Here is a 21,522-nt window from a genome sequence, read left to right on the forward strand (position 1 = left end):
GAAGATCAAAAGATCGCAGCCTTCGGCAGCTCCTACATTGGTACGACGCACTCCCTGTAGGAGCTGCCAAAGGCTGCGATCTCTTGACTTTAAAAAAACAAAAACCCGCACAAGGCGGGTTTTGTTTTACAGCGGATCAAGCAATCAGTCAGCCAGACGCCAGGTAGTGCCGCCCTTGCCGTCTTCCAGCACCACGCCCATGGCGGAGAGCTGGTCGCGGATGCGGTCGGATTCGGCCCAGTCCTTGCCGGCACGTGCCGCCAGGCGCGCTGCGATCAACGCCTCGACTTCGGCTGCATCCACGCGCCCTTCGGCGCCGGCCTGCAGGAAGTCATCGGCTTCCAGCTGCAACACACCCAACACACTGGCCAGTTCTTTCAAACGGGCTGCCAGACCGGCCGCTGCATTGAGATCGCTCTCGCGCAGGCGGTTGATCTCGCGGACCATCTCGAACAGCACCGCACAGGCTTCCGGCGTACCGAAGTCGTCGTTCATCACCTGGGTGAAACGCTCGACGAAGGCTTCGCCGCCAGCAGGCGCCACGGCCGGCAGGCCTTTCAACGCGTGGTAGAAACGCTCAAGGGCGCCCTTGGCGTCCTTGAGGTTGTCTTCCGAATAGTTGATGGCGCTGCGGTAGTGGCTCGACACCAGCAGGTAACGCACGACTTCCGGGTGGTACTTGTCGAGCACGTCGCGAATGGTGAAGAAGTTGTTCAAGGACTTGGACATCTTCTCGCCATTGATACGGATCATGCCGCAATGCATCCACGCGTTGGCGTAGGTCTTGCCGGTGGCCGCTTCGCTCTGGGCGATTTCGTTTTCGTGGTGCGGGAACTCCAAATCGCTGCCGCCGCCATGAATATCGAAAGTCTCACCGAGGCAGCAGGTGGACATCACCGAGCATTCGATGTGCCAGCCCGGACGCCCGGCGCCCCATGGAGATTCCCAGCTTGGCTCGCCCGGTTTGGTGGCTTTCCACAGCACGAAGTCCAGCGGGTCCTGCTTGGACTCGTCGACTTCGATGCGCGCGCCGATGCGCAGGTCTTCGATCTTCTTGCGCGACAGCTTGCCGTAGCCCATGAACTTGCCGACGCGGTAGTACACGTCGCCATTGCCCGGGGCGTAGGCGTAGCCCTTGTCGATCAGGGTCTGGATCATCGCGTGCATGCCAGGGATGTGATCCGTGGCGCGCGGCTCCATGTCCGGCTTCTTGATGTTCAGGCGCGCTTCATCTTCGTGCATCGCCGCGATCATGCGCTCGGTCAGCGCTTCGAACGACTCGCCGTTCTCGTTGGCCCGATTGATGATCTTGTCGTCGATGTCGGTGATGTTGCGCACATAAGTCAGGTCGTAGCCGCTGAAGCGCAACCAGCGGGTCACCAGGTCGAAGGCGACCATGCTGCGGCCGTGGCCCAGGTGGCAGTAGTCGTACACGGTCATGCCGCACACGTACATGCGCACCTTGTTGCCATCGAGCGGCTTGAAGACTTCTTTGCTCTTGGTGAGCGTGTTGTAGATCGTTAGCACGTTAGTTCCTTGACGCTAAATCACTGGCCCCACGAATCACGCAGGGTCACGGTACGGTTGAATACCGGCTGACCTGGTTTCGAGTCCTTGAGATCGGCGACGAAGTAACCTTCGCGCTCGAACTGGAAACGGTCTTCCGGCTGTGCGTTGCCAAGCGAAGGCTCGGCACGACAACCGGTGAGGACTTGCAGTGAGTCAGGGTTGATGTTGTCCAGGAAACTGGCGCTGTCTTCGGCCTTCTCAGGGTTGGCCGAGCGGAACAGACGATCGTACAGACGCACTTCGCACTCGACGCTGGCGGCGGCCGGCACCCAGTGCACCACGCCTTTGACCTTGCGGCCTTCAGGGTTCTTGCCCAGGGTGTCCGGATCGTAGGAGCAGCGCAGTTCGACGATGTTGCCATCGGCGTCCTTGATCGCTTCGTCGGCGCGGATCACATAGCTGCCACGCAGACGCACTTCACCGGCCGGTTCCAGGCGCTTGTAGCCCTTCGGCGGCTCTTCCATGAAGTCGTCACGGTCGATGTAGATTTCACGGGCGAACGGCAATGCGCGCACGCCCATGTCTTCTTTCGGGTGGCATGGCAGTTCGAGGTTCTCGACCTGGCCTTCCGGGTAGTTGGTGATCACGACTTTCAGCGGACGCAGCACGCACATGGCGCGCGGGGCGCTGTGGTCGAGGTCGTCACGGATGCTGAATTCGAGCATGCCGAAGTCGACCACGCCGTCGGAACGGTTGGTGCCGATCATTTCGCAGAAGTTGCGGATCGATTTCGGCGTGTAGCCACGGCGGCGGAAACCCGACAGCGTGGACATGCGCGGGTCGTCCCAGCCGTTGACGTGCTTCTCATCGACCAGTTGCTTGAGCTTGCGCTTGCTGGTGATGGTGTAGTTCAGGTTCAGGCGGCTGAACTCGTACTGGCGCGGGTTGGCCGGCACCGGCAAGTGCTCGAGGAACCACTCGTACAGCGGACGGTGGCTTTCGAACTCCAGGGTGCAGATCGAATGGGTGATGCCTTCGATGGCGTCCGACTGACCGTGGGTGAAGTCGTAGTTCGGGTAAATGCACCACTTGTCACCGGTCTGGTGGTGGTGAGCGTGACGGATGCGATACATGATCGGGTCGCGCAGGTTCATGTTCGGCGAGGCCATGTCGATCTTGGCCCGCAGCACCCGGGCGCCGTCCTTGAACTCGCCGGCCTTCATGCGGGCGAACAGGTCCAGGTTCTCTTCGACGCTGCGGTCGCGGAACGGGCTGTTCTTGCCCGGCTCGGTCAGGCTGCCACGGTATTCCTTGGCTTGTTCCGGGGTCAGGTCGTCGACGTAGGCATTGCCGGATTTGATCAGCTCCACCGCCCAGTCATGCAACTGGTCGAAATACTGCGAGGCGTAGCGCACTTCGCCGGACCACTCGAAGCCCAGCCATTTGACGTCGCTTTCGATCGCGTCGATGTATTCCTGGTCTTCCTTGGCCGGGTTGGTGTCGTCGAAACGCAGGTGCGTGACGCCGCCGAACTCCTGGGCCAGGCCGAAGTTCACGCAGATCGACTTGGCGTGGCCGATGTGCAGGTAGCCGTTGGGTTCAGGCGGGAAACGGGTGACGATCTGCGTGTGCTTGCCCGAGTCCAGGTCTGCCTGGATGATCGGCCGCAGGAAGTTGACCGGCACGGCAGGGCCGGTCTTGGCATTCGAGGTAGGGTCGACAGTGGGCTTGCTCATAGGATCCTTGAACGTACAAGTGCGTGGCCGTAATGAAGGCCGGACAAAACAAAGCCGCTATCATAGCCGATGCCGTCAAGTACCTGACAGAGCGCACTCTGTAAACCGTCGCATTTAATAGGCCGTAAATGAAAAAACAGCCTCGAAATTCGCGTCTGGCACGCTAAACTGCGCACCTTGGCCAAAAAGGCTGAACCGGTGGCGGGACGAGATGTTCCAGCACCACGAATTCCTTAGATATGCTTCATCTCAAAAGAGTACCGATCATGACCCAAGTCAAACTGACTACCAACCATGGCGACATCGTCCTCGAACTGAACGCCGACAAAGCCCCGATCACCGTGGCCAACTTCGTCGAGTACGTTAAAGCCGGTCACTACGAAAACACCGTTTTCCACCGTGTCATCGGTAACTTCATGATCCAGGGCGGCGGTTTCGAGCCAGGCATGAAAGAAAAGAAAGACAAGCGCCCAAGCATCCAGAACGAAGCTGACAACGGTCTTTCCAACGACAAGTACACCGTCGCCATGGCCCGCACCATGGAGCCGCATTCGGCTTCCGCGCAGTTCTTCATCAACGTGGCGGACAACAGCTTCCTGAACCACAGCGGCAAGAACGTTCAGGGCTGGGGCTACGCGGTATTCGGTAAAGTGACTGCCGGCACCGACGTTGTCGACAAGATCAAAGGCGTAGCTACCACCTCCAAGTCCGGCCACCAGGACGTACCAGCAGACGACGTGATCATCGAGAAAGCCGAGATCATTGAGTGATATTGCTGATTTCAGATTTGCATCTGGAAGAGGAGCGCCCGGACATTACCCGGGCGTTTCTGGATTTGCTCGCCGGACGCGCCCGTTCGGCGAGTGCGTTGTACATCCTGGGCGACTTCTTCGAGGTGTGGATTGGCGACGACGCCATGACACCCTTCCAGCGCTCCATCTGCCAGGCCCTGCGCGACCTCAGCGACAGCGGCACGGCCATTTTCCTGATGCACGGCAATCGCGACTTCATGCTCGGCAAGGCCTTCTGCAAAGCAGCCGGCTGCACCTTGCTGAAAGATCCGAGTGTCGTGCAGTTCAACGGCGAGCCGGTACTGCTGATGCACGGCGACAGCCTGTGCACCCGCGACGAAGCCTATATGAAGCTGCGCCGCTACCTGCGTAATCCGATCACCCTGTTCATCCTGCGGCATCTGCCGCTGCGCACCCGGCACAAGCTGGCGCGCAAGCTGCGCAGTGAAAGCCGCGCGCAAACGCGGATGAAGGCCAACGATATCGTCGATGTCACGCCTGAGGAGATTCCGCGGATCATGCAGGCATTCGGCGTGAAGACCTTGATCCACGGGCACACCCATCGTCCCGCGATTCACAAGTTGCAGCTTGGCGAGCAAGCGGCCAGGCGCATTGTGCTGGGGGATTGGGATCGTCAGGGGTGGGCGTTGCAGGTGGATGAGCAAGGGTTTGCGTTGGCGCCGTTTGATTTCGCAGCGCCTTAAAGATCAAAAGATCGCAGCCTTCGGCAGCTCCCACAGAGTGTACACATGCCTCTGTAGGAGCTGCCGAAGGCTGCGATCCTGGCTAATCAGTGCCCTGCCGAAGCAGGCCCGGCCTTGGCCGTAAACGGCGGCTTGGCCAGCCACACGATCAGTATCAAGCCCATGAACATCCAGCCCAGCAAGGTGAAGTAATCCACCGTGGACATGATGTACGCCTGGCTGATCACCATCTGATCCAGTTGCGTATAGGCCTTGGCCCCTGCCCCGCCCAGGTTGGTCAGCGCTTCGCGGGTCGCCGGATCGAAGGGGGTGATGCTTTCAGTCAGGTAGGCATGATGCTGATCCGCCCGACGAATCCAGATCCAGGTGGTCAACGATGCTGCAAAACTACCACCCAGGGTCCGCAAGAATGTCGCCAGCCCCGACCCGTCGGCAATCTGGCTCGGTGGCAGGTCCGAGAGCAGGATGGTCAGGGTCGGCATGAAGAACAGCGCCACGCCGATCCCCATGAACAGTTGCACCATGGCGATGTGCTGGAAGTCCACCTCATTGGTGAATCCGGCGCGCATGAAACAGCTCAGGCCGATGGCCAGGAACGCCCCGCCCGCCAGCAGGCGCATATCGAATTTCGGTGCGTATTTGCCGACAAACGGCGCCAGCAGCACCGGCAGGATCCCCAGCGGGGCCACGGCAAAACCGGCCCAGGTCGCGGTGTAGCCCAGCCGCGTTTGCAGCCACTGTGGCAGGATCAGGTTGATCCCGAAAAAACCGGCATAGCCCAGGATCAGCACGATGGTGCCGTAGCGGAAGTTGCGATGGGCAAACAGGCGCAGATTGACCACCGGGTGCTCGTCGGTCATTTCCCAGATCACGAAGAACACCAGGGCCACCACCGAAATCACCGAGCCGATCACGATGAAGCTGGATTCGAACCAATCGGCATCGTTGCCCTTGTCGAGCACGATCTGCAAAGCGCCGACGCCGATGATCAGCGCGATCAGACCGACGTAATCCATCGGTTGGCGGCTGGTGACCACCGGGCGCTTTTTCATCTGCTGGGTCACCACCCATGCCGCGAACAGACCGATCGGCACGTTGATGAAAAAAATCCACGGCCAGCTGTAGCTGTCAGTGATCCAGCCGCCGAGGATCGGCCCGGCAATCGGCGCGACCACCGTGACCATCGCCAACAGCGCCAGCGCCAGCCCCCGTTTCGCCGGAGGGTAAACCGCAATCAGCAGGGTCTGGGTCATCGGGTACAGCGGCCCGGCCACTACCCCTTGCAGCACCCGGAAGCCCACCAGTTCCGGCATCGAGGTGGCAATCCCGCACAGGAACGAAGCCAGCACGAACAGCAGTGTCGCCCAGACAAACAGCTTCACCTCGCCGAAACGCCGACTGAGCCAGCCGGTCAGCGGCAAGGCGATGGCGTTGCTCACGGCGAACGAGGTGATCACCCAGGTGCCCTGCTCCGAACTCACGCCGAGGTTGCCGGAGATCGTCGGCAGCGCCACGTTGGCGATGGTGGTGTCGAGCACTTGCATGAAGGTCGCCAGCGACAGGCCGATGGTGCTGAGCAGCAGGCTGGGCGGTGTGAAAGACGCGTTATTGCTCATCGCGAATCCTTTGGAGCTGAATTTTTTGGAGCGGGGCTGGCGCTGCGCCGGTTGTCGACGCAGCTGACGGATTGGCGAATCAGCGTTGCGCGGTCTTGCTGACCGCCGCGCTGTTGTCGTGGATCAGTTGGGTGATCATCGCGTCGGCCTCGGCCAGCTGACGGTCGTAGACGTTGGTGCTGAACGAAGCCTTCTGCGGTGGCTGTTGCGCCAGCACCGGCCCGCTCTGGTCGTGCAGGTCCACATCGACCATGGTCGACAGACCGACCCGCAGCGGATGTTTGGCCAGTTCCTCGGCATCGACGTGGACTCGCACCGGCACGCGCTGCACGATCTTGATCCAGTTGCCGGTGGCGTTCTGCGCCGGCAGCAGGGCAAAGGCGCTGCCGGTGCCGGCGCCGAGGCTGTCGATGGTGCCGCTGTATTTCACGCTGCTGCCGTACAGGTCCGTCTCGATCTCCACCGGTTGGCCGATGCGCATGTCACGCAGCTGGGTTTCCTTGAAGTTGGCGTCGATCCACAGCTGATCCAGGGGAATCACCGCCATCAGCGCGGTACCCGGTTGTACACGCTGGCCAAGCTGTACGGAACGCTTGGCCACGTAACCGGTCACCGGCGCAATCAGGACGCTGCGCGAGTTGTTCAGATAGGCCTGACGCAATTGCGCGGCGGCGGCCATCACGTCCGGGTGCGATGAAACCACGGTGTCATCGACCAGCGCACTGGTGGTCTTGAGCTTTTGTTCGGCGTTGGCGAGGGCGTTTTGCGCCGAGGTCAGGTCGTCGCGGGCGTGGGACAGCTCTTCCTGGGAAATCGCCCCGCCGGCGGCGAGATTCTTGCGGCGGCTGTAGTTGTCCTGGGCCTTTTGCACTTCGGCTTTCTGGGCGTTGACCTGGGCCTTCATGCCATCCACATCGCTGTACAAGCCGCGCACCTGACGCACGGTACGCGCCAGATTGGCCTGGGCGTTTTGCAGACCGATTTCGGCGTCGTTCGGGTCGAAGTTCACCAGTATCTGGCCTTCATGGACCAGATCGCCGTCATCGGCGCCGATGCTGACCACGGTGCCGGTGACCAGCGGCGTGATTTCCACCACGTTGCCGTTCACATAGGCGTCGTCGGTGCTTTCACTCCAGCGCCCGTAGAACTCGTGGTAGGCCCAGACGCCCGCGCCGCTCAGCACGACGGCGGCAGCCAGGACCAGCAGCATGAACTTGCGCTTGCCCGAATTGGGGTTGCCCTGGGTGTTTTCAGGAGGTTGAGTTGTATCGGCAGTGGCCATGACAAGTACCTTGAATTAGTGGGTCAGCGTGGCTGGCGTGGCGTTGGCCGAGGCGATGGCCTCAGGCTGGAAACCGCCGCCCAGCGCCTGCATCAATTGGATCGACAGGTCGATCTGCTCGGCATTCAGGTTGGCCAGCTGACGCTGGGCCTGGAGCAATTGCTGCTCGATGCTGAGCACGTCCAGGTAGTTGCCGATGCCGGAACCGTAACGCTGGACCACGGTGTTGTAGGAATCCTGGGCGATGTCGGTGGCGTGCTGCTGGGCAGCGATCTGCTGGCCGATATCACGCAGCTGGTTGATGCTGTCACTGACATCTCCCAGCGCCTTGACCAGGCTTTTGTTGTACTGCGCCACGGCGAGGTCGTAATCGGCGTCGCGGGAATCGAGGTCGGCGCGCAAGCGGCCACCGTCGAAGATCGGCACAGAGATCGTCGGTGCGATGTTGAAGAAGCGGCTGGCCGAACCAAACATCGCATCGCCCAGCAAGGATTCGGCGCCGGCAGCGGCGCTGAGGTTCAGGTTGGGATAGAACCGGGTCTTGCCGGCGTCGATGCTTTTACTCGCCGCTTCGACCCGCCAGCGCGCGGCCACCAGGTCCGGGCGACGCCCGAGCAACTCGGCCGGCAGCACCGAAGGTAGCGCTACCGCACCCGGCTGAAGAATGTTCGGGCGGGCAATTTCATTGCCGCGGTCCGGGCCTTTGCCGAGCAGAACGGCCAGGGCGATTTTCGCACTGTTCAAGCGTTTTTCGGCGTCGATCAGGTTGGCCTGGGAAGTGGCTTCCAGGCTTTCGGTCTGCTGAAACTGGTACTGGCTGTCGATCCCGGCAGTCAGGCGCCGCTGGCTCAGGTCGAGCATTTGCCGGGTGCGCTTGAGGTCTTCACTGGACAGGTCGTAGACGATGTGTGCCTGACCGAGATCGCTATAGGCCCGGGCGACATCGGCGGCCAGGGTCAGTTGCGCAGCCTGCTGGTCGACTTCGGCGGCACGGGCCTGGCCCAAGGCCGCTTCCCAGGCATCGCGCTGACCGCCCCAGAGGTCGAAGTTGTAATTAAAACTGGTGCCGATGTTACGCACGGTGGCGTACGTGTCGCCCTGCCCGCGCGGGTCCTGGTCCCGGGCCAGGCGCGAGCGGCTGACACCGGCGCTGGCATCCAGGGTCGGCATCCGCTCCGCGTCGGCGGCGGAAGCGGCAGCGCTGGCCTGATGGGCACGGGCGTCGGCGATCTGCATGTCCGGGCTGTCGCGCAGGGCCTCACGGATCAGGCCGTCGAGCTGCGGGTCGCCGAGGCTTTTCCACCAGTCACTTTTCGGCCAGGCCGCAGGGGACAAAGTCACGCCGCTGAGGGATTGCCCGGCCTTGAGGCTCTTCGCGTCGAGGCTGACACCTTTGGTTTTCAGGCCGCTGTAACTGGCGCAACCGGCGACGCTCATGGCCAACAGCACCAGGCTCAGGCCGGTACGCAAGGAGTTACTGCTCATTTGTCACCTACCCGCAGCAGGGTGATCGCGTCACCGGCTGCCACCAGAATTTTCTTCAGGATCAACTCCAGGGTTTTCAGTTCGTCCGGAGTGATGGCACCGGCCAGTTCATTCATGGCTTCGGCGCCGATGTGCGGCAAGCGATCAGCCAGCCTCTGCCCTTCTTCCGTGAGTACCAGTTGCACCTGGCGGCGATCCGCCTCGGAGCGTTGGCGGGCGAGGAAACCTTTCTGTTCCAGACGATCGAGCATGCGCGTCATCGAGCCGCTGTCCAGGGACAGGTGCCGGCACAGCTCGCCCGGCGAATCGACGCCGAACTGGGCAATGATGATCAACACCTTGAACTGCGCGGCGGTGATGCCGTGGGGTTCCATGTGGGTGTCGATGATCCGGTCCTTGAGCAGCGCGGCACGCCCGAGCAACAGGCCGAGATGGCAATTCTGGAAATCTTCTGGAGAGAAATGTTTCATCTGACCACCAATTAGCTGCCTAGGCAGTGAATGTATGTCGAGATGTTACTGCCTAGGCAGCGAATGTCAACGCAATAGTTAGCATGCTTGGTAAATAGTTGATCAATGGCGTCGGATAATGCAAAAAAGATCGCAGCCTTCGGCAGCTCCTACAGGGTCTTATGTACACCCGTAGGAGCTGCCGAAGGCTGCGATCTTTTGATTTAAGCGGGCCTAGAAATCCCGCTTGTAGAAGATGTCCAGCGAACTGGCCACGCCGCCGGCGGCTTCGAGGTAGACCTTTTTGCTCAGCTTGTAGCGCAGGGCAATGGTGTTGGCCGGTTCGAACACGCCAACGCCATAGCGCAGGCTGAGCTTCTCGGAGATATTGCCGCTGGCCACCACGCTGGTGGCGTCGCCACTGCCCTGGGTGTCGAGCTGGAAGTCCTGGATGCCCAGGTTCTTGGCGATGCCGCTGGTCACACCGGAACTGCCCATCAAGCCCAGACCAAGGGCCGCCTGGGCGAGCATGTTGTTGTCTTCGCCATTGCTGCTCAGCGGACGCCCGAGCACCAGATAGGACAGGGCCTGCTCCTGGCTCATGGCCGGCTCGGAGAAGATCTGTGTGGTCGGCTGCTCGGCGCTGCCACTCAAACGAATGCCGGCGATGATGTCGTCGGTCTTGCGAATGGCCTCGATGTCCAGATACGGCTGATCGATGGGCCCGGCAAACAGCAAGCGCGCCCGGCGCACCGAAAGCCGCTGGCCGTAGGCGCGATAGCGCCCGTCGTTGAGCCACAGCTCGCCGCGGGTGTCCATGTTGTCGCCGATGTGCACATGCCCCTGCACATTCGCGGTCAGGCCAAATCCGGCAAAGCTCAGCTTGTCCTCGCCGACCAGCACTTCGATGTCCATCTTCATTGCCAGCGGCGGTTTGCCCTCCTCGGTTTGCTGACCAATGATCACCGTGTCATCGGAGACCTTGACCGTCGATGGCGGCAACTCGCGAATGGTGATCTCGCCCCTGGGCACCAGCACTTTACCGGCGATGGCCAACTCGTCGCCCTTCATCGAGATTTTCAGGTCCGGTGCGACTTCAAGCTTGGCGTAAGGCTCGACGGTGACCGGCAGCTGCGAACCCTTGAGCGCCAGGTCCACCACCAGCGCCTGGCCCCAGGCGATGTTGCCGTTCAGGCTGCCCTGCCCGGCCTTGCCGCTGTTCCAGCCGCCTTTCAGTTCTACGCTTTCACCGGCGATGAGCGCTTGAACGTGCAGGTTTTTCAGCTCCATCGGCAATTCAGGCCCGGAGATCTGACCGTCGCTGAGTTGCAGGCTGCCATTGACCTGCGGCGCCAGCAGCCCGCCGGAAATCGTGCCGCTGCCATTCAAGCGCCCGGTCAGTGTCTCGACCATCGGCACGAACGGTCGCGCCACCGACAGGTCCAGCCCGCTCAAGCGGAACGAGCCGCTCAACGGTTTGTTCTTTGGCAACGGATTGAGCTGCGCCTGCACCATCAGCTCGCCGAGTTTGCCGCCGACAAAATTGAGCTCGGTGTCGATGCGCTTGGGCGTGAGTTTGCTGGTGAGTTTCAGGGTCTGGTACGGGAAGTCCAGCCACTGGTCCTTGTCCTTGATGCGCAACGTGCCGCCGCCGGCATCGACGCTGACCTGGCCGTTCGGGCCACTGGCCGGCAGGTCCAGTTGCAGGTCGGCGTTGAGCCGGCCCTGCCAGGCGAAATCCTTCGGCAACCACTGCGCCAGGCTGTCGATCGGGAATTGCTTGAGGTGATAACGCAGCTTCGGCTCGGGCATCAGGCGCGAGTCTTCACCGCACAGGCTGGCCTGGCCGGATGCCCAGCAATGGGCGCCAAAGTTGATTTTGCCGTCCGCCAGGCGTTCGAGTTTCGCCGGCCCTTGCAGCTTCCAGTCCTGGCCACCGGCCTGGATATCACCGCTGGCCAGGCGTCCGCGCCAATTGCCTTTGTCCAGCGCACCGTCCAGCCCCAGCGCCAGTTTCAGCTTCGGCCCTTGCAGGTCGAGGCTCAACTTCTGGTTCTTGATGTCGCCCTGGCCGCTGGCGGTCAGGGTTCCCAGTGAAGTGTCGCCGGCCCGGATGCCGCTGCCCTTGAGGTCGATTTTCGCCCGTTGTGCACTGTCCAGCGTGGCGTCCAGGTTCAGGCTTTGCAGGCGATTGTCCTGGAAAGCCAGTTGCGAGCCTTGCAGGTCAAGCTTGCCTTGGGGCGCCTTGAGCGTGCCGGCGACATCCACGCGGCCATTGAGCTGGCCGCGCAGTTGCGGCCAGAGCTGGGCCAGGCGCGGCAGCTTGAGATCGATCTGGCCGGCGAGTTTCTGTTGCAGGCTGCCTTTGCCGCTGATGCTGTTATCGCCGAGGCGAACTTGCAGGGCGTTGAGGTTCCATTGTTCGCCACGGCCATCGGCCTTGGCCTGGATCACCGCCGGCTGACCGCGCAGTTTGCCCTTGAGGTCCAGGTCGGCATTGAGGCTGAGCACTTCGTTTTTCATCTCGCCCGTGCTGCGCAACGGCCCGGCCAGTGTGCCCGGCAGCTCCGCGACCCAGTACGCCGGGTTGATCGCCGACAGGTCCAGCGCGGTGTCCCAGGCGATGCCGTCGGCGAATTGCAGGTTCAGGTGCCCTTCGGCCTTGCCCTGCCCGGCCTGGAGTTGAATCTGTTGCAGGTAGATTTTCGTCAGGTCGCCGGCGAACGGGCTGGCCAGGGTGAAGGCGCCAGCCGGACCATCCGCCGCGGCGTCAAAATGACCGAGGTACTTGCCATCGGTGTAAGAAACTTCGCCGGTGAACGTGCGAAGCGCTACTTGCGGTTCGTCGATGAGCGGATAGAGCCTGTGCCACGGGAAGTCCAGCCAGTCGATCTTCGCCTCGGCGCTCAGGCCCTTGCTCCAATCCAGCTGTCCGGTGAGCTTGAGGCTTTGCTTGTCGTTGGCGGTCAGGTCCAGCGCGGCGATCTGCGCGCCCTTGGCGTCGACCCTGCCTTGCAGCGCCAGGGCGACTGGCCCTTGCTCGGCGGGCAACGTGGCTTTGCCGAGCAGAGCGTAGCCGTTCTTCAGGTCGCCCGCACCCGTGAGTTCAAGCTGATTGAATTGCAGGGTGTCCGGCAAATCGGCACTGGGCTTGAAGCCATCGGCGGTGATCCGCACCTTGGCCGGCAGGTTTTCCACCAGCGGTTGCAGTTCGCCGGTCAGTTGCCCGTTGAGGTAACCGCTGCTGTCGGCTTTCAGGTTCAGGGTCTTGAGCAGGTCACCGTCGACCTTCAGCGCCAGCGCCAGAGGCTCAGGCGTCGACAACAGGGTCAGCTTGCCGGAGGCGCTGAGGGGCCAGTTGCCGGAGGGTTGCAGCAGGCCGGACAGGCTCAGGCTCAGGTCATCGCGCTGTATCGACACCGCGTCGATCTTCAAACCGGCCGTCGTCCAGTGCGCCGCCAGTTGCAAGCCCTTGAGCTCTTCGCTGCCGTTGAACAACAGGCTGCCGACCTTGATCTCCCCCAGTTCGATGGCCAATGGCAACTTGAGCTCCGGGAGCGTGATCGGGCCGCTGTCCGGCTCTTCGGCACCCGGCGGGAACGTCAGGCTGACCTGATCGGCCTGCAACTGCTCGATGCACAGGGTCATACGGGTCAGGCACAACGGCGACCAGGCGAAAATCACCTTGCTCAGTTCAACCCGGCTGCTGTCCTGCTGCCACAGCACCCGCTCGGCACTCCACTGCCCACCCAACCGGCCCTGGAAGTTTTCCAGGGTCAAGCCCGGTACGAAGCCCAACGCCCAGCGGCTGCCCGTCGCCGTGCCCAGCACCATGGCCAGTGTCAGGACAACCACTGCCACCAGCGCCGCGATCGTCAGCAGTGTTGCTTTCAAACCACGCTTCACAGCTCAGGCCCCATGGAAAAGTGCAGTCGAATGCCGCCATCGTCGTCCAGCGCGTGGGCCAGGTCGAGGCGGATCGGCCCCACCGGCGATACCCAGCGCACGCCGATACCGACCCCGGTCTTGAGGTTCGGCAGTTCGAGAGTGTTGAAGGAGTTGCCCTGATCGACAAAGGTCGCGACCCGCCATTTTTCGGCGACGGAATACTGATATTCCGCACTGGCGGCGACCATGTAGCGACCACCGATGCGGTCGCCGTCGGAGTTTTCCGGGGACAGGCTCTGATAGTCGTAGCCACGCACGCTCTGGTCGCCACCGGCGAAGAAGCGCAACGATGGCGGTACCGATTTGAAGCCGTTGGTGGCACTGCCGCCGACCTGCACCCGCCCGAGGAAGCGGTGTTTATCGAACACCGTGGTCAAGCCTTTGACCAATGCCGTGCCGTAGAGCAGGTTGCTATCGGAACCCAAACCTTCCTTGGCCACTTTGGATTCGAATTGCAGGCGATAGCCGTTGTGCGGGTCGATGCGGTTGTCGCTTTTGAGGTACGAATAACTCACACCTGGCATCAGCAAGGTACTCAGTCCCGAGTCGTCGCCCAGTTGGTAGTCCTCGCGCTGCCACTTCAGCGACACCACCCGTTGCCAGCCGCTGGGCAACTTGCTGTGCCACTCGGGGCCGAGGGTCAGCAGCTTGCTGTGGCTTTCCTTATCGGCGATTTCTTCATTCTGGTAGCCACCGGCAAAACGCAGTTTGTCGGTCAGTGGCGGGTCCAGCGGAATGTCGTAGAACAGCCCGACGTTTTGCCGAGGTGCCGAGACTTCGGTTTCCCAGCCATAACTGTGCCCTTGCGCGTTGACCCAGTGCCGGGTCCAGTTGGCCTTGGCCCGTGGACCGACGTCGGTGGAAAAGCCAAGGCCCAGGCCCATGGTCCGTGGTTTGCGGGTTTCGAGCTTGACGTCCACCGGGATCGCCTCGTCCCTGGACGCCGCAGGTGCCGCGTCCACGCGCACGCCTTCGAAGTAGCCGCTCGATTGCAGGTTCTGATTGAGTTCGGCGATCAGTTCCGAGTCATACGGCGTGCCGGTCTTGAACGGCACCATGCGTTGCAGCAGCTCGTCATCGAACGGCGTATCCCCCTCGAAACTGACCTTGCCCAAGGTATAGCGCGGACCGCTTTCATAGATCAGCTCGATATCGGCGACGCCGGCACGGGGGTCGACCGACAGTTTTGAACGGGTGAACCTGCCGCTGAAAAAGCCATAACGCGAAGCCTGATTCTGGATCAGGCGCTTGGCGTCCTCGTAATGCCCATGATTGAGCACGGCACCGGGTTTGAGCGCGTCGCTCTTGGGGATTCGAAAGGCCTTGAGGGAAGCCGCCGGACCGTCGACACGCACCGTGACATTGCGCAGATGCACCGGCTCGCCGGGGTCGACCGTGAGCACCAGGCGCGGCTTTTCGCCGCCCTTCACTTCACTGTCGATGTGCGGCTGGTAATAACCCAGGGCCTGGGCGGCCTTGCGCGCCTGTTCTTCGGCGCCACGGCTGAAGCGCAGCAGCGCTTCTTCATCGCGATCGCCGAGGCTGCCGATATAGCCTTCGATATTGGCTTTCAGCTCGTCATTGGACGGTTTGATCCGTACATCCAATTCACTTTGTGCCAGCGCTGCGCAGCTGGTCATCAGCATCAGCACACCGCTGGTAATTCTTCCTGGAAACTTCATAGGCGCGGATGCTATCACGAGCTTGAGAGCGTGATAGAGCCTGACATGCCCGGAAAGTTCTCTGCTCAAGCCGTTGCAGTATGTAACACCTGGGGATTGGGGTGAAAAAACACGTGCTCGCGAACCGGTCCTACGGCAACTTCACCGATTTCCTCGTAGCCCTGACGCTTATAGAACTCCAGATAGCGAGGGTTCCCGGTATCGAGGATCACGCCCTGTGAGTTTTCATCCACCGCGCACCAGTTGTGCACGGCTTGCAACAATTGTTCGCCGAAATGTTTGCCCTGGAACTGCGGATGAACCCCCAGCAACGGCAGGACGTGCACCGATTCGTTCGGCACGCAGGCCTCCACGGCGGCGTGATACTCGAGGTAGCGACGGGTGCAGCGAAATCCCGTGCTGAGCACCATGCGCAGGCGCCAGGCCCAACTTTCGGTGACGCCGAGGCGACGTTGCGGCGGCGCGATCAGGGCGATGCCGATCAGGCGGTCGTTGACCAGCAGGCCGATGGCCGGCAGGTCCTGAAAAAAGTGCTGGGTCACCAGTTCACGCACGGTGGCGCGAACCCGCTGTTCGTAGCCGGGGCGCTCGGCTTCGAACAGATAGCCGAAGGTCGGCTCGTGTCGATAAGCCTGGTACAGCAGCGAACGTGCTTCGCGGGCGTAGCCGCTGTCGAGCATGTGAATATCGGCGATGGCGGTCGAGGTTTCGGGCATGACGGTTGATCTCCCCGGCACAGCTCGGGTGGCTGCGCTCTTGTCGTTACGAGCCTGTCGGCACTGACACAGTCCCCTACAGATCCGAAATGAGTGTAGGCAATGAAATCGCCTTCGCGAGCAGGCTCGCTCCCACAGTTAATGAGCCGGCCTTTGCTTTTGTGGGAGCGGGCTTGCTCGCGAAAGGGCCATCACTGCCCATACACAACTGACAGGCAAAACCGAATCCCCTCACCCCACACTGGCCCGATTCCCACATGTCAGCTAGCATCGCCCTTTTGCCAGGACTGCCGACCATGAAGATCGTCTCCTTCAACATCAACGGGCTGCGCGCCCGTCCCCATCAGCTGGCGGCGCTGATCGAAAAGCACCAGCCCGATGTGATCGGCTTGCAGGAAACCAAGGTCCACGACGAACAGTTCCCGCTGGCCGAGGTGCAGGCCCTGGGTTATCACGTGTACTTCCACGGGCAAAAAGGCCATTACGGCGTCGCCCTGCTCTCGCGCCAGGAGCCGCTGGCCCTGCATAAAGGTTTCGCCACCGACGAAGAAGACGCCCAGCGGCGCTTCATCTGGGGCACCTTCGCCGACGCCAACGGCGTGCCGGTGACCATCATGAACGGTTATTTCCCACAGGGTGAAAGCCGCGACCACCCGACCAAGTTCCCGGCCAAGGAGCGTTTCTACGGTGACTTGCAGCAATTGCTGGAAAGCCAGTTCAAGAACGACCAGCCGCTGGTGGTGATGGGCGATGTGAACATTTCCCCGGAAGACTGCGACATCGGCATCGGCCCGGACAACATGAAGCGCTGGCTGAAAACCGGCAAATGCAGCTTCCTGCCGGAAGAGCGCGAGTGGATGGCCCGCCTGAAGAACTGGGGCCTGGTCGACAGTTTCCGCCACCTGAACCCGGACGTGACCGACACCTTCAGCTGGTTCGACTACCGCAGCCGTGGCTTCGAAGACGAGCCCAAGCGTGGCCTGCGCATCGACCTGATCCTCGCCTCCCACGGCTTGCTGCCACGGGTGAAGGCCGCCGGTGTGGACTACGAACTGCGTGGCATGGAGAAACCTTCGGACCATGCGCCGATCTGGCTTGAGTTGAGCTAAAAAGCACAAGATCGCAGCCTGCGGCAGCTCCTACATATACTTGTAGGAGCTGCCGCAGGCTGCGATCTTTTGACTGTCATCTTTCGGAAACCTTACTGACTTAATCTCCCGACACCTCCTTTGGTTATGTAAGGTGCCGGCATGATGCTGCGCGTGTTGTTCCTGTTGATGCTGTGCACGGGCTTGCCGCAGGCGGCCTCGGCCGGCGACTTGCCGACACCCGAACACGGCACGGTGCTGCGGATTCAGGGTTCCAACACCATCGGCGCGGCATTGGGACCGGCGCTGGTCGAGGGCCTGCTCAGTGAACAGGGCCTGCGCAAGATTCACCGCGAAACCCCGGACACCGCCAACGAACTGCGCATCGTCGGCGAAACCGTTCAAGGCCATCGGGTCGTGGTGGAGGTGGCGGCCCATGGTTCCAGCACCGGTTTCACCGCGCTGAAAACCGCCAGTGCCGATCTTGCCGCCTCGTCGCGCCCGATCAAGGACAGCGAACTGGCCAGCCTGCAATCCCTCGGTGACCTGAAAAGCCCTAGCGCCGAACAGGTCATTGCCATCGATGGCCTGGCGATCATCCTTCACCCGGACAATCCGCTGAACCAGCTCGACACTGTGCAACTGGCGCGTATCTTCAGTGGCGAGGTGAAGACCTGGGAAGACATCGGCGGTCGCGGCGGGCCGATTCATCTGTATGCGCGGGATGATCAGTCAGGGACCTACGACACCTTCAAGGAACTGGTCCTCAGCGGCCGTGGGAAAACCCTCGGCAGTGCAGCGAAACGCTTCGAGTCCAGCGAGCAACTGTCCGATGCGGTCAGCGCCGACCCGCAAGGCATCGGTTTTATCGGTTTGCCCTACGTGCGCCAGGCCAAAGCGGTGGCCATTGTCGACGGTCAATCGCAAGCCATGCTGCCGCTCAACAGCCTGATTGCCACTGAGGACTATCCGCTGTCCCGTCGGCTGTTCTTCTACCTGCCACCGACGGGGAAAAATCCCTGGGCCCAAGCGCTGGTGGCCTACGCCCAAAGCAGCAAAGGGCAAGCGATTGTCGCCGCCAACGGGTTTATTGCCCAGACCGTCCAGGCCATGGCCGTCACGCCGAATGCGCTGATGCCCGAGGGATACCAGTCCCTCAGTCGTCATGCCCAGCGGCTGTCGGTGAATTTTCGCTTTGAAGAAGGCAGTGCCAGCCTGGACAACAAGGCGCGGCAAGACCTGACGCGCGTGCTCGACTATATAAAGCAGCAAGACAAAATGTCTGGGCAAGTGACGCTGGTGGGGTTTGGCGATGCCAAGAGCGACCCAGCGCGCGCCGATCTGTTGTCGAAGCTGCGGGCCATGGCGGTACGGCGGGAGTTGGTGAAGAGCGGCGTGGTGTTTCGCGAAATTCGCGGATTCGGTGCCGAAATGCCGGTGGCGGCCAATAGCGCCGATGAGGGAAGGATCAAGAATCGGCGGGTTGAGGTTTGGGTGTATTGAAAAAATCGCAGCCTTCGGCAGCTCCTACAGATGTACGCATATCCTGTAGGAGTTGCCGAAGGCTGCGAACTTTTAGCTTTTCTTAATTCCCGCTGCGCATCATCTCCTTCGGCACATATTTGCCGATTTCGAACTTGCCGATCGCCGCACGGTGCACTTCGTCCGGGCCGTCGGCCAGGCGCAGGGTGCGCTGCATCGCGTACATGTAGGCCAGCGGGAAATCGTTGGAAACCCCTGCCCCGCCATGGATCTGGATCGCCCGGTCGATCACCCGCAGCGCCACGTTCGGCGCGACGACCTTGATCTGCGCGATCTCGCTTTTCGCCACTTTGTTGCCGACGGTGTCCATCATGTACGCCGCTTTCAACGTCAGCAGGCGTGCCATGTCGATTTCCATCCGCGAGTCGGCGATCTTGTCGATGTTGCCGCCCAGGCGTGCCAGAGGCTTACCGAACGCCGTGCGGTTCACCGAGCGTTTGCACATCAGTTCCAGTGCGCGCTCGGCCATACCGATCGAACGCATGCAGTGGTGAATCCGGCCAGGGCCGAGGCGACCTTGTGCGATTTCGAAGCCGCGTCCTTCGCCCAACAGGACGTTTTCGTACGGCACCCGCACGTTTTCAAAGAGCACTTCGGCGTGACCGTGAGGAGCATCGTCATAGCCGAACACTGGCAGTGGACGCAGGATTTTTACCCCGGGGGTGTCCACCGGCACCAGAATCATCGAGTGCTGGGCGTGACGTGGCGCATCCGGATTGCTCAGGCCCATGAAGATCAGGATCTTGCAGCGCGGGTCGCAAGCACCCGACGTCCACCACTTCCTGCCGTTGATCACCCACTCGTCGCCATCGCGCACGGCTCGGGCGGCCATGTTGGTGGCGTCGGAGGACGCAACGTCCGGCTCGGTCATGGCGAATGCCGAGCGGATCTCGCCGCGCAGCAAGGGTTCGAGCCAGCGCTTTTTCTGCTCTTCGTTGGCGTAACGCACCAGCACTTCCATGTTGCCGGTGTCCGGTGCCGAGCAGTTGAATGGCTCTGGTCCGAGCAGCGAGCGGCCCATGATTTCCGCCAGCGGCGCGTATTCGAGGTTGGTCAGCCCGGCACCCAGTTCAGACTCAGGCAGAAACAAATTCCACAGGCCCTCGGCCTTGGCCTTGAGTTTGAGTTCTTCCATGATCGCGGTCGGCTGCCAGCGATCGCCCTCGGCGACCTGGCGCTCGAACACGGCTTCGGCGGGATAGACGTAGGTGTCCATGAACGCTGTTACGCGCTCACGCAGTTCCTGAACCTTGGGCGAATAAGCGAAATCCATGAGCGAGATACCTTCTTGGGGGAGGTTGTTTAGGTCATGTATCGATGCTAGAACAGCGTTGATAATTTACCTAGCCTATTCTCGGCGTGTATAAACATTCATCACCGATATATGATCGACTGATCGTCACGGTCAGCCCGCCCACACAATAAGAGAGCCGCGTAATGAATCTGAGCAAGGTCGATCTCAACCTTTTCATCGTCTTCGACGCGATCTACACCGAAGCCAACCTGACCCGTGCCGGGCAGATTGTGGGCATTACCCAGCCAGCGGTGTCGAACGCTCTGGCCCGGTTGCGCGAAACCTTCAACGACCCGCTGTTCGTGCGCACGGCCCAGGGCATGGTGCCCACGCCCATGGCGCAGAACATCATCGGCCCGGTGCGCAATGCGCTCTCGCTGCTGCGCGTGTCGGTGCAGGAAAGCCGCATTTTCAACCCGCAGCAAGCGGTCAAGACCTACCGCATCAGCATGACCGACCTCACCGAAGCGGTGATCCTGCCGCCGCTGTTCCAGCGCCTGCGCCGCCTGGCGCCGGCGGTGATCATCGAAAGCTTCCTGTCCAAGCGTCGCGAAACCACCAAGGAACTGGCGGCCGGTCGTCTCGACTTCGCGGTGGATGCGCCGCTCAACACCGACCCGCAGGTGCGTCACGTCAAATTGATGGAGGATCGCTATGTGTGCGCCATGCGCAAGGGACATCCGCTGGCGGGCAAGGAGAAACTCACGCTGGATGATTACCTGGGCCTGACCCACATCCATATTTCCAGTCGTCGCAGCGGCCTCGGCTATGTCGACCTGGCCCTGGGCAAGATGGGCATCCAGCGCAAGATCGCCCTGCGCTCCCAGCATTACCTGATGGCCTCGCAAGTGTTGCAGCAAACCGACATGGTCATGACCGTGCCGGAACGCTTCGCCCGCCGTAACGATTTGCACGCATTTTATCTGCCGGTCAACGACGTACCGCCGGTGGAAACCCACCTTTACTGGCACGAAAGCACTGACCAGGACCCGGCGAACCGCTGGATGCGCGAGCAGATGATCGAGTTGTGCCAGCAGGTGACGGCGCAGGAGAAAAAGCTCGAAAAAGTGTAGGACTTGATACCGAGGTGCCCCCATCGCGAGCAAGCTCGCTCCTACAGTAGGTATCCAGCGAACACAATACTTGTGTACGACATCAATCCCTGTGGGAGCGAGCTTGCTCGCGATGAGGCCAGTCAGAACAGCGAAAACCTCTGCCCCTTGACGTAAACGTCAACCTGCCATTAGCTTAGCGCCATGACCTTTTGCGAGCGCGCCCATGAGCAGCCAGACCTACAGCATTTCCGACCTCGCCCGCGAGCTCGACATCACCACCCGCGCCATTCGCTTTTATGAAGAGCAAGGCCTGCTCAGCCCCGAGCGCCGTGGCCAGGAACGCATTTACTCGCCCCGCGACAAGGTCAGCCTGAAGCTGATCCTGCGGGGCAAACGCATCGGTTTCTCCCTGGCTGAATGCCGCGAGCTGATCGAGCTTTACGACCCGTCCAGCGGTAACACCAAACAGTTGCACAGCATGCTGGCGAAAATCAGCGAGCGCCGTGAACAGCTTGAACAGCAAATGCTGGACATCGAACAGATGAAACTGGAGCTGGATACCGCCGAAGAGCGCTGCGTGCAGGCGCTGGAGCAGACGCTCAAAAGCCAGGAATCGGTTCAGTAA

General features: G+C 61.4%; 16 protein-coding genes. 6 read left to right on the plus strand and 10 right to left on the minus strand.

Annotated features, from left to right (window positions below; genetic code table 11):
* Positions 1-144 precede the first annotated feature (144 nt).
* Complete coding sequence (cysS, locus tag AC3IP0_RS18585) at positions 145-1,527, minus strand: cysteine--tRNA ligase (protein WP_489325582.1); 1,383 nt, start codon at positions 1,525-1,527, stop codon at positions 145-147.
* A gap of 20 nt (positions 1,528-1,547) precedes the next feature.
* Positions 1,548-3,245 carry a glutamine--tRNA ligase/YqeY domain fusion protein gene (locus tag AC3IP0_RS18590; protein ID WP_489316503.1) on the minus strand — a complete coding sequence of 566 codons (1,698 nt, stop codon included), beginning with the start codon at positions 3,243-3,245 and terminating at the stop codon, positions 1,548-1,550.
* Between the two features lie 266 nt (positions 3,246-3,511).
* Between AC3IP0_RS18590 and AC3IP0_RS18595 the strand changes: the two genes are divergently transcribed.
* On the plus strand, positions 3,512-4,015 hold the full coding sequence (locus AC3IP0_RS18595) for a peptidylprolyl isomerase (protein ID WP_046037821.1): 504 nt from the start codon (positions 3,512-3,514) through the stop codon (positions 4,013-4,015).
* On the plus strand, positions 4,012-4,740 hold the full coding sequence (lpxH, locus tag AC3IP0_RS18600; protein ID WP_477806589.1) for a UDP-2,3-diacylglucosamine diphosphatase: 729 nt from the start codon (positions 4,012-4,014) through the stop codon (positions 4,738-4,740). Before AC3IP0_RS18595 ends, lpxH begins: the two co-directional genes overlap by 4 nt.
* A gap of 86 nt (positions 4,741-4,826) precedes the next feature.
* Here lpxH and AC3IP0_RS18605 read toward each other — a convergent pair whose 3' ends face one another.
* From AC3IP0_RS18605 to AC3IP0_RS18635, 7 genes are all read right to left on the minus strand, one after another.
* A complete protein-coding gene (locus tag AC3IP0_RS18605) occupies positions 4,827-6,356 on the minus strand; it encodes a DHA2 family efflux MFS transporter permease subunit (protein ID WP_489325584.1) in 1,530 nt (509 codons plus the stop codon).
* A gap of 79 nt (positions 6,357-6,435) precedes the next feature.
* A complete protein-coding gene (locus AC3IP0_RS18610) occupies positions 6,436-7,638 on the minus strand; it encodes an EmrA/EmrK family multidrug efflux transporter periplasmic adaptor subunit (protein WP_489325586.1) in 1,203 nt (400 codons plus the stop codon).
* Positions 7,639-7,653: 15 nt separating this feature from the next.
* Complete coding sequence (locus AC3IP0_RS18615) at positions 7,654-9,123, minus strand: efflux transporter outer membrane subunit (RefSeq protein ID WP_489325587.1); 1,470 nt, start codon at positions 9,121-9,123, stop codon at positions 7,654-7,656.
* Positions 9,120-9,593, minus strand: a complete 474-nt coding sequence (locus AC3IP0_RS18620; protein WP_489316508.1) for a MarR family winged helix-turn-helix transcriptional regulator — start codon at positions 9,591-9,593, stop codon at positions 9,120-9,122. Before AC3IP0_RS18620 ends, AC3IP0_RS18615 begins: the two co-directional genes overlap by 4 nt.
* 213 nt (positions 9,594-9,806) lie before the next feature.
* Positions 9,807-13,478, minus strand: coding sequence for a translocation/assembly module TamB domain-containing protein (locus AC3IP0_RS18625; protein WP_489316509.1), 3,672 nt, complete (start codon positions 13,476-13,478; stop codon positions 9,807-9,809).
* Complete coding sequence (locus AC3IP0_RS18630) at positions 13,475-15,202, minus strand: autotransporter assembly complex protein TamA (RefSeq protein WP_489316510.1); 1,728 nt, start codon at positions 15,200-15,202, stop codon at positions 13,475-13,477. Before AC3IP0_RS18630 ends, AC3IP0_RS18625 begins: the two co-directional genes overlap by 4 nt.
* Positions 15,203-15,267: 65 nt before the next feature.
* Complete coding sequence (locus tag AC3IP0_RS18635) at positions 15,268-15,918, minus strand: GNAT family N-acetyltransferase (protein WP_347911678.1); 651 nt, start codon at positions 15,916-15,918, stop codon at positions 15,268-15,270.
* A 296-nt stretch (positions 15,919-16,214) separates the two neighbouring features.
* On the opposite strand from AC3IP0_RS18635, the gene xthA reads away from it, so the two are divergent.
* Both xthA and AC3IP0_RS18645 read left to right on the plus strand, forming a co-directional pair.
* Positions 16,215-17,027 (plus strand): exodeoxyribonuclease III, encoded by an 813-nt coding sequence (gene xthA, locus AC3IP0_RS18640; RefSeq protein WP_007970500.1) that lies wholly within the window; start codon positions 16,215-16,217, stop codon positions 17,025-17,027.
* 141 nt (positions 17,028-17,168) lie between these two features.
* Positions 17,169-18,509 (plus strand): substrate-binding domain-containing protein, encoded by a 1,341-nt coding sequence (locus AC3IP0_RS18645; RefSeq protein WP_489325589.1) that lies wholly within the window; start codon positions 17,169-17,171, stop codon positions 18,507-18,509.
* Between the two features lie 82 nt (positions 18,510-18,591).
* On the opposite strand, the gene AC3IP0_RS18650 is transcribed toward AC3IP0_RS18645, so the two are convergent.
* Complete coding sequence (locus tag AC3IP0_RS18650; RefSeq protein WP_489316513.1) at positions 18,592-19,821, minus strand: acyl-CoA dehydrogenase; 1,230 nt, start codon at positions 19,819-19,821, stop codon at positions 18,592-18,594.
* Between the two features lie 164 nt (positions 19,822-19,985).
* Here AC3IP0_RS18650 and AC3IP0_RS18655 point away from each other — a divergent pair, with 164 nt between their 5' ends.
* Positions 19,986-20,915 (plus strand): LysR family transcriptional regulator, encoded by a 930-nt coding sequence (locus AC3IP0_RS18655; protein WP_489305040.1) that lies wholly within the window; start codon positions 19,986-19,988, stop codon positions 20,913-20,915.
* A 205-nt stretch (positions 20,916-21,120) separates the two neighbouring features.
* On the plus strand, positions 21,121-21,522 hold the full coding sequence (locus AC3IP0_RS18660) for a MerR family transcriptional regulator (RefSeq protein WP_046037804.1): 402 nt from the start codon (positions 21,121-21,123) through the stop codon (positions 21,520-21,522).

The organism is Pseudomonas sp. GL_103 (genome assembly GCF_057835175.1).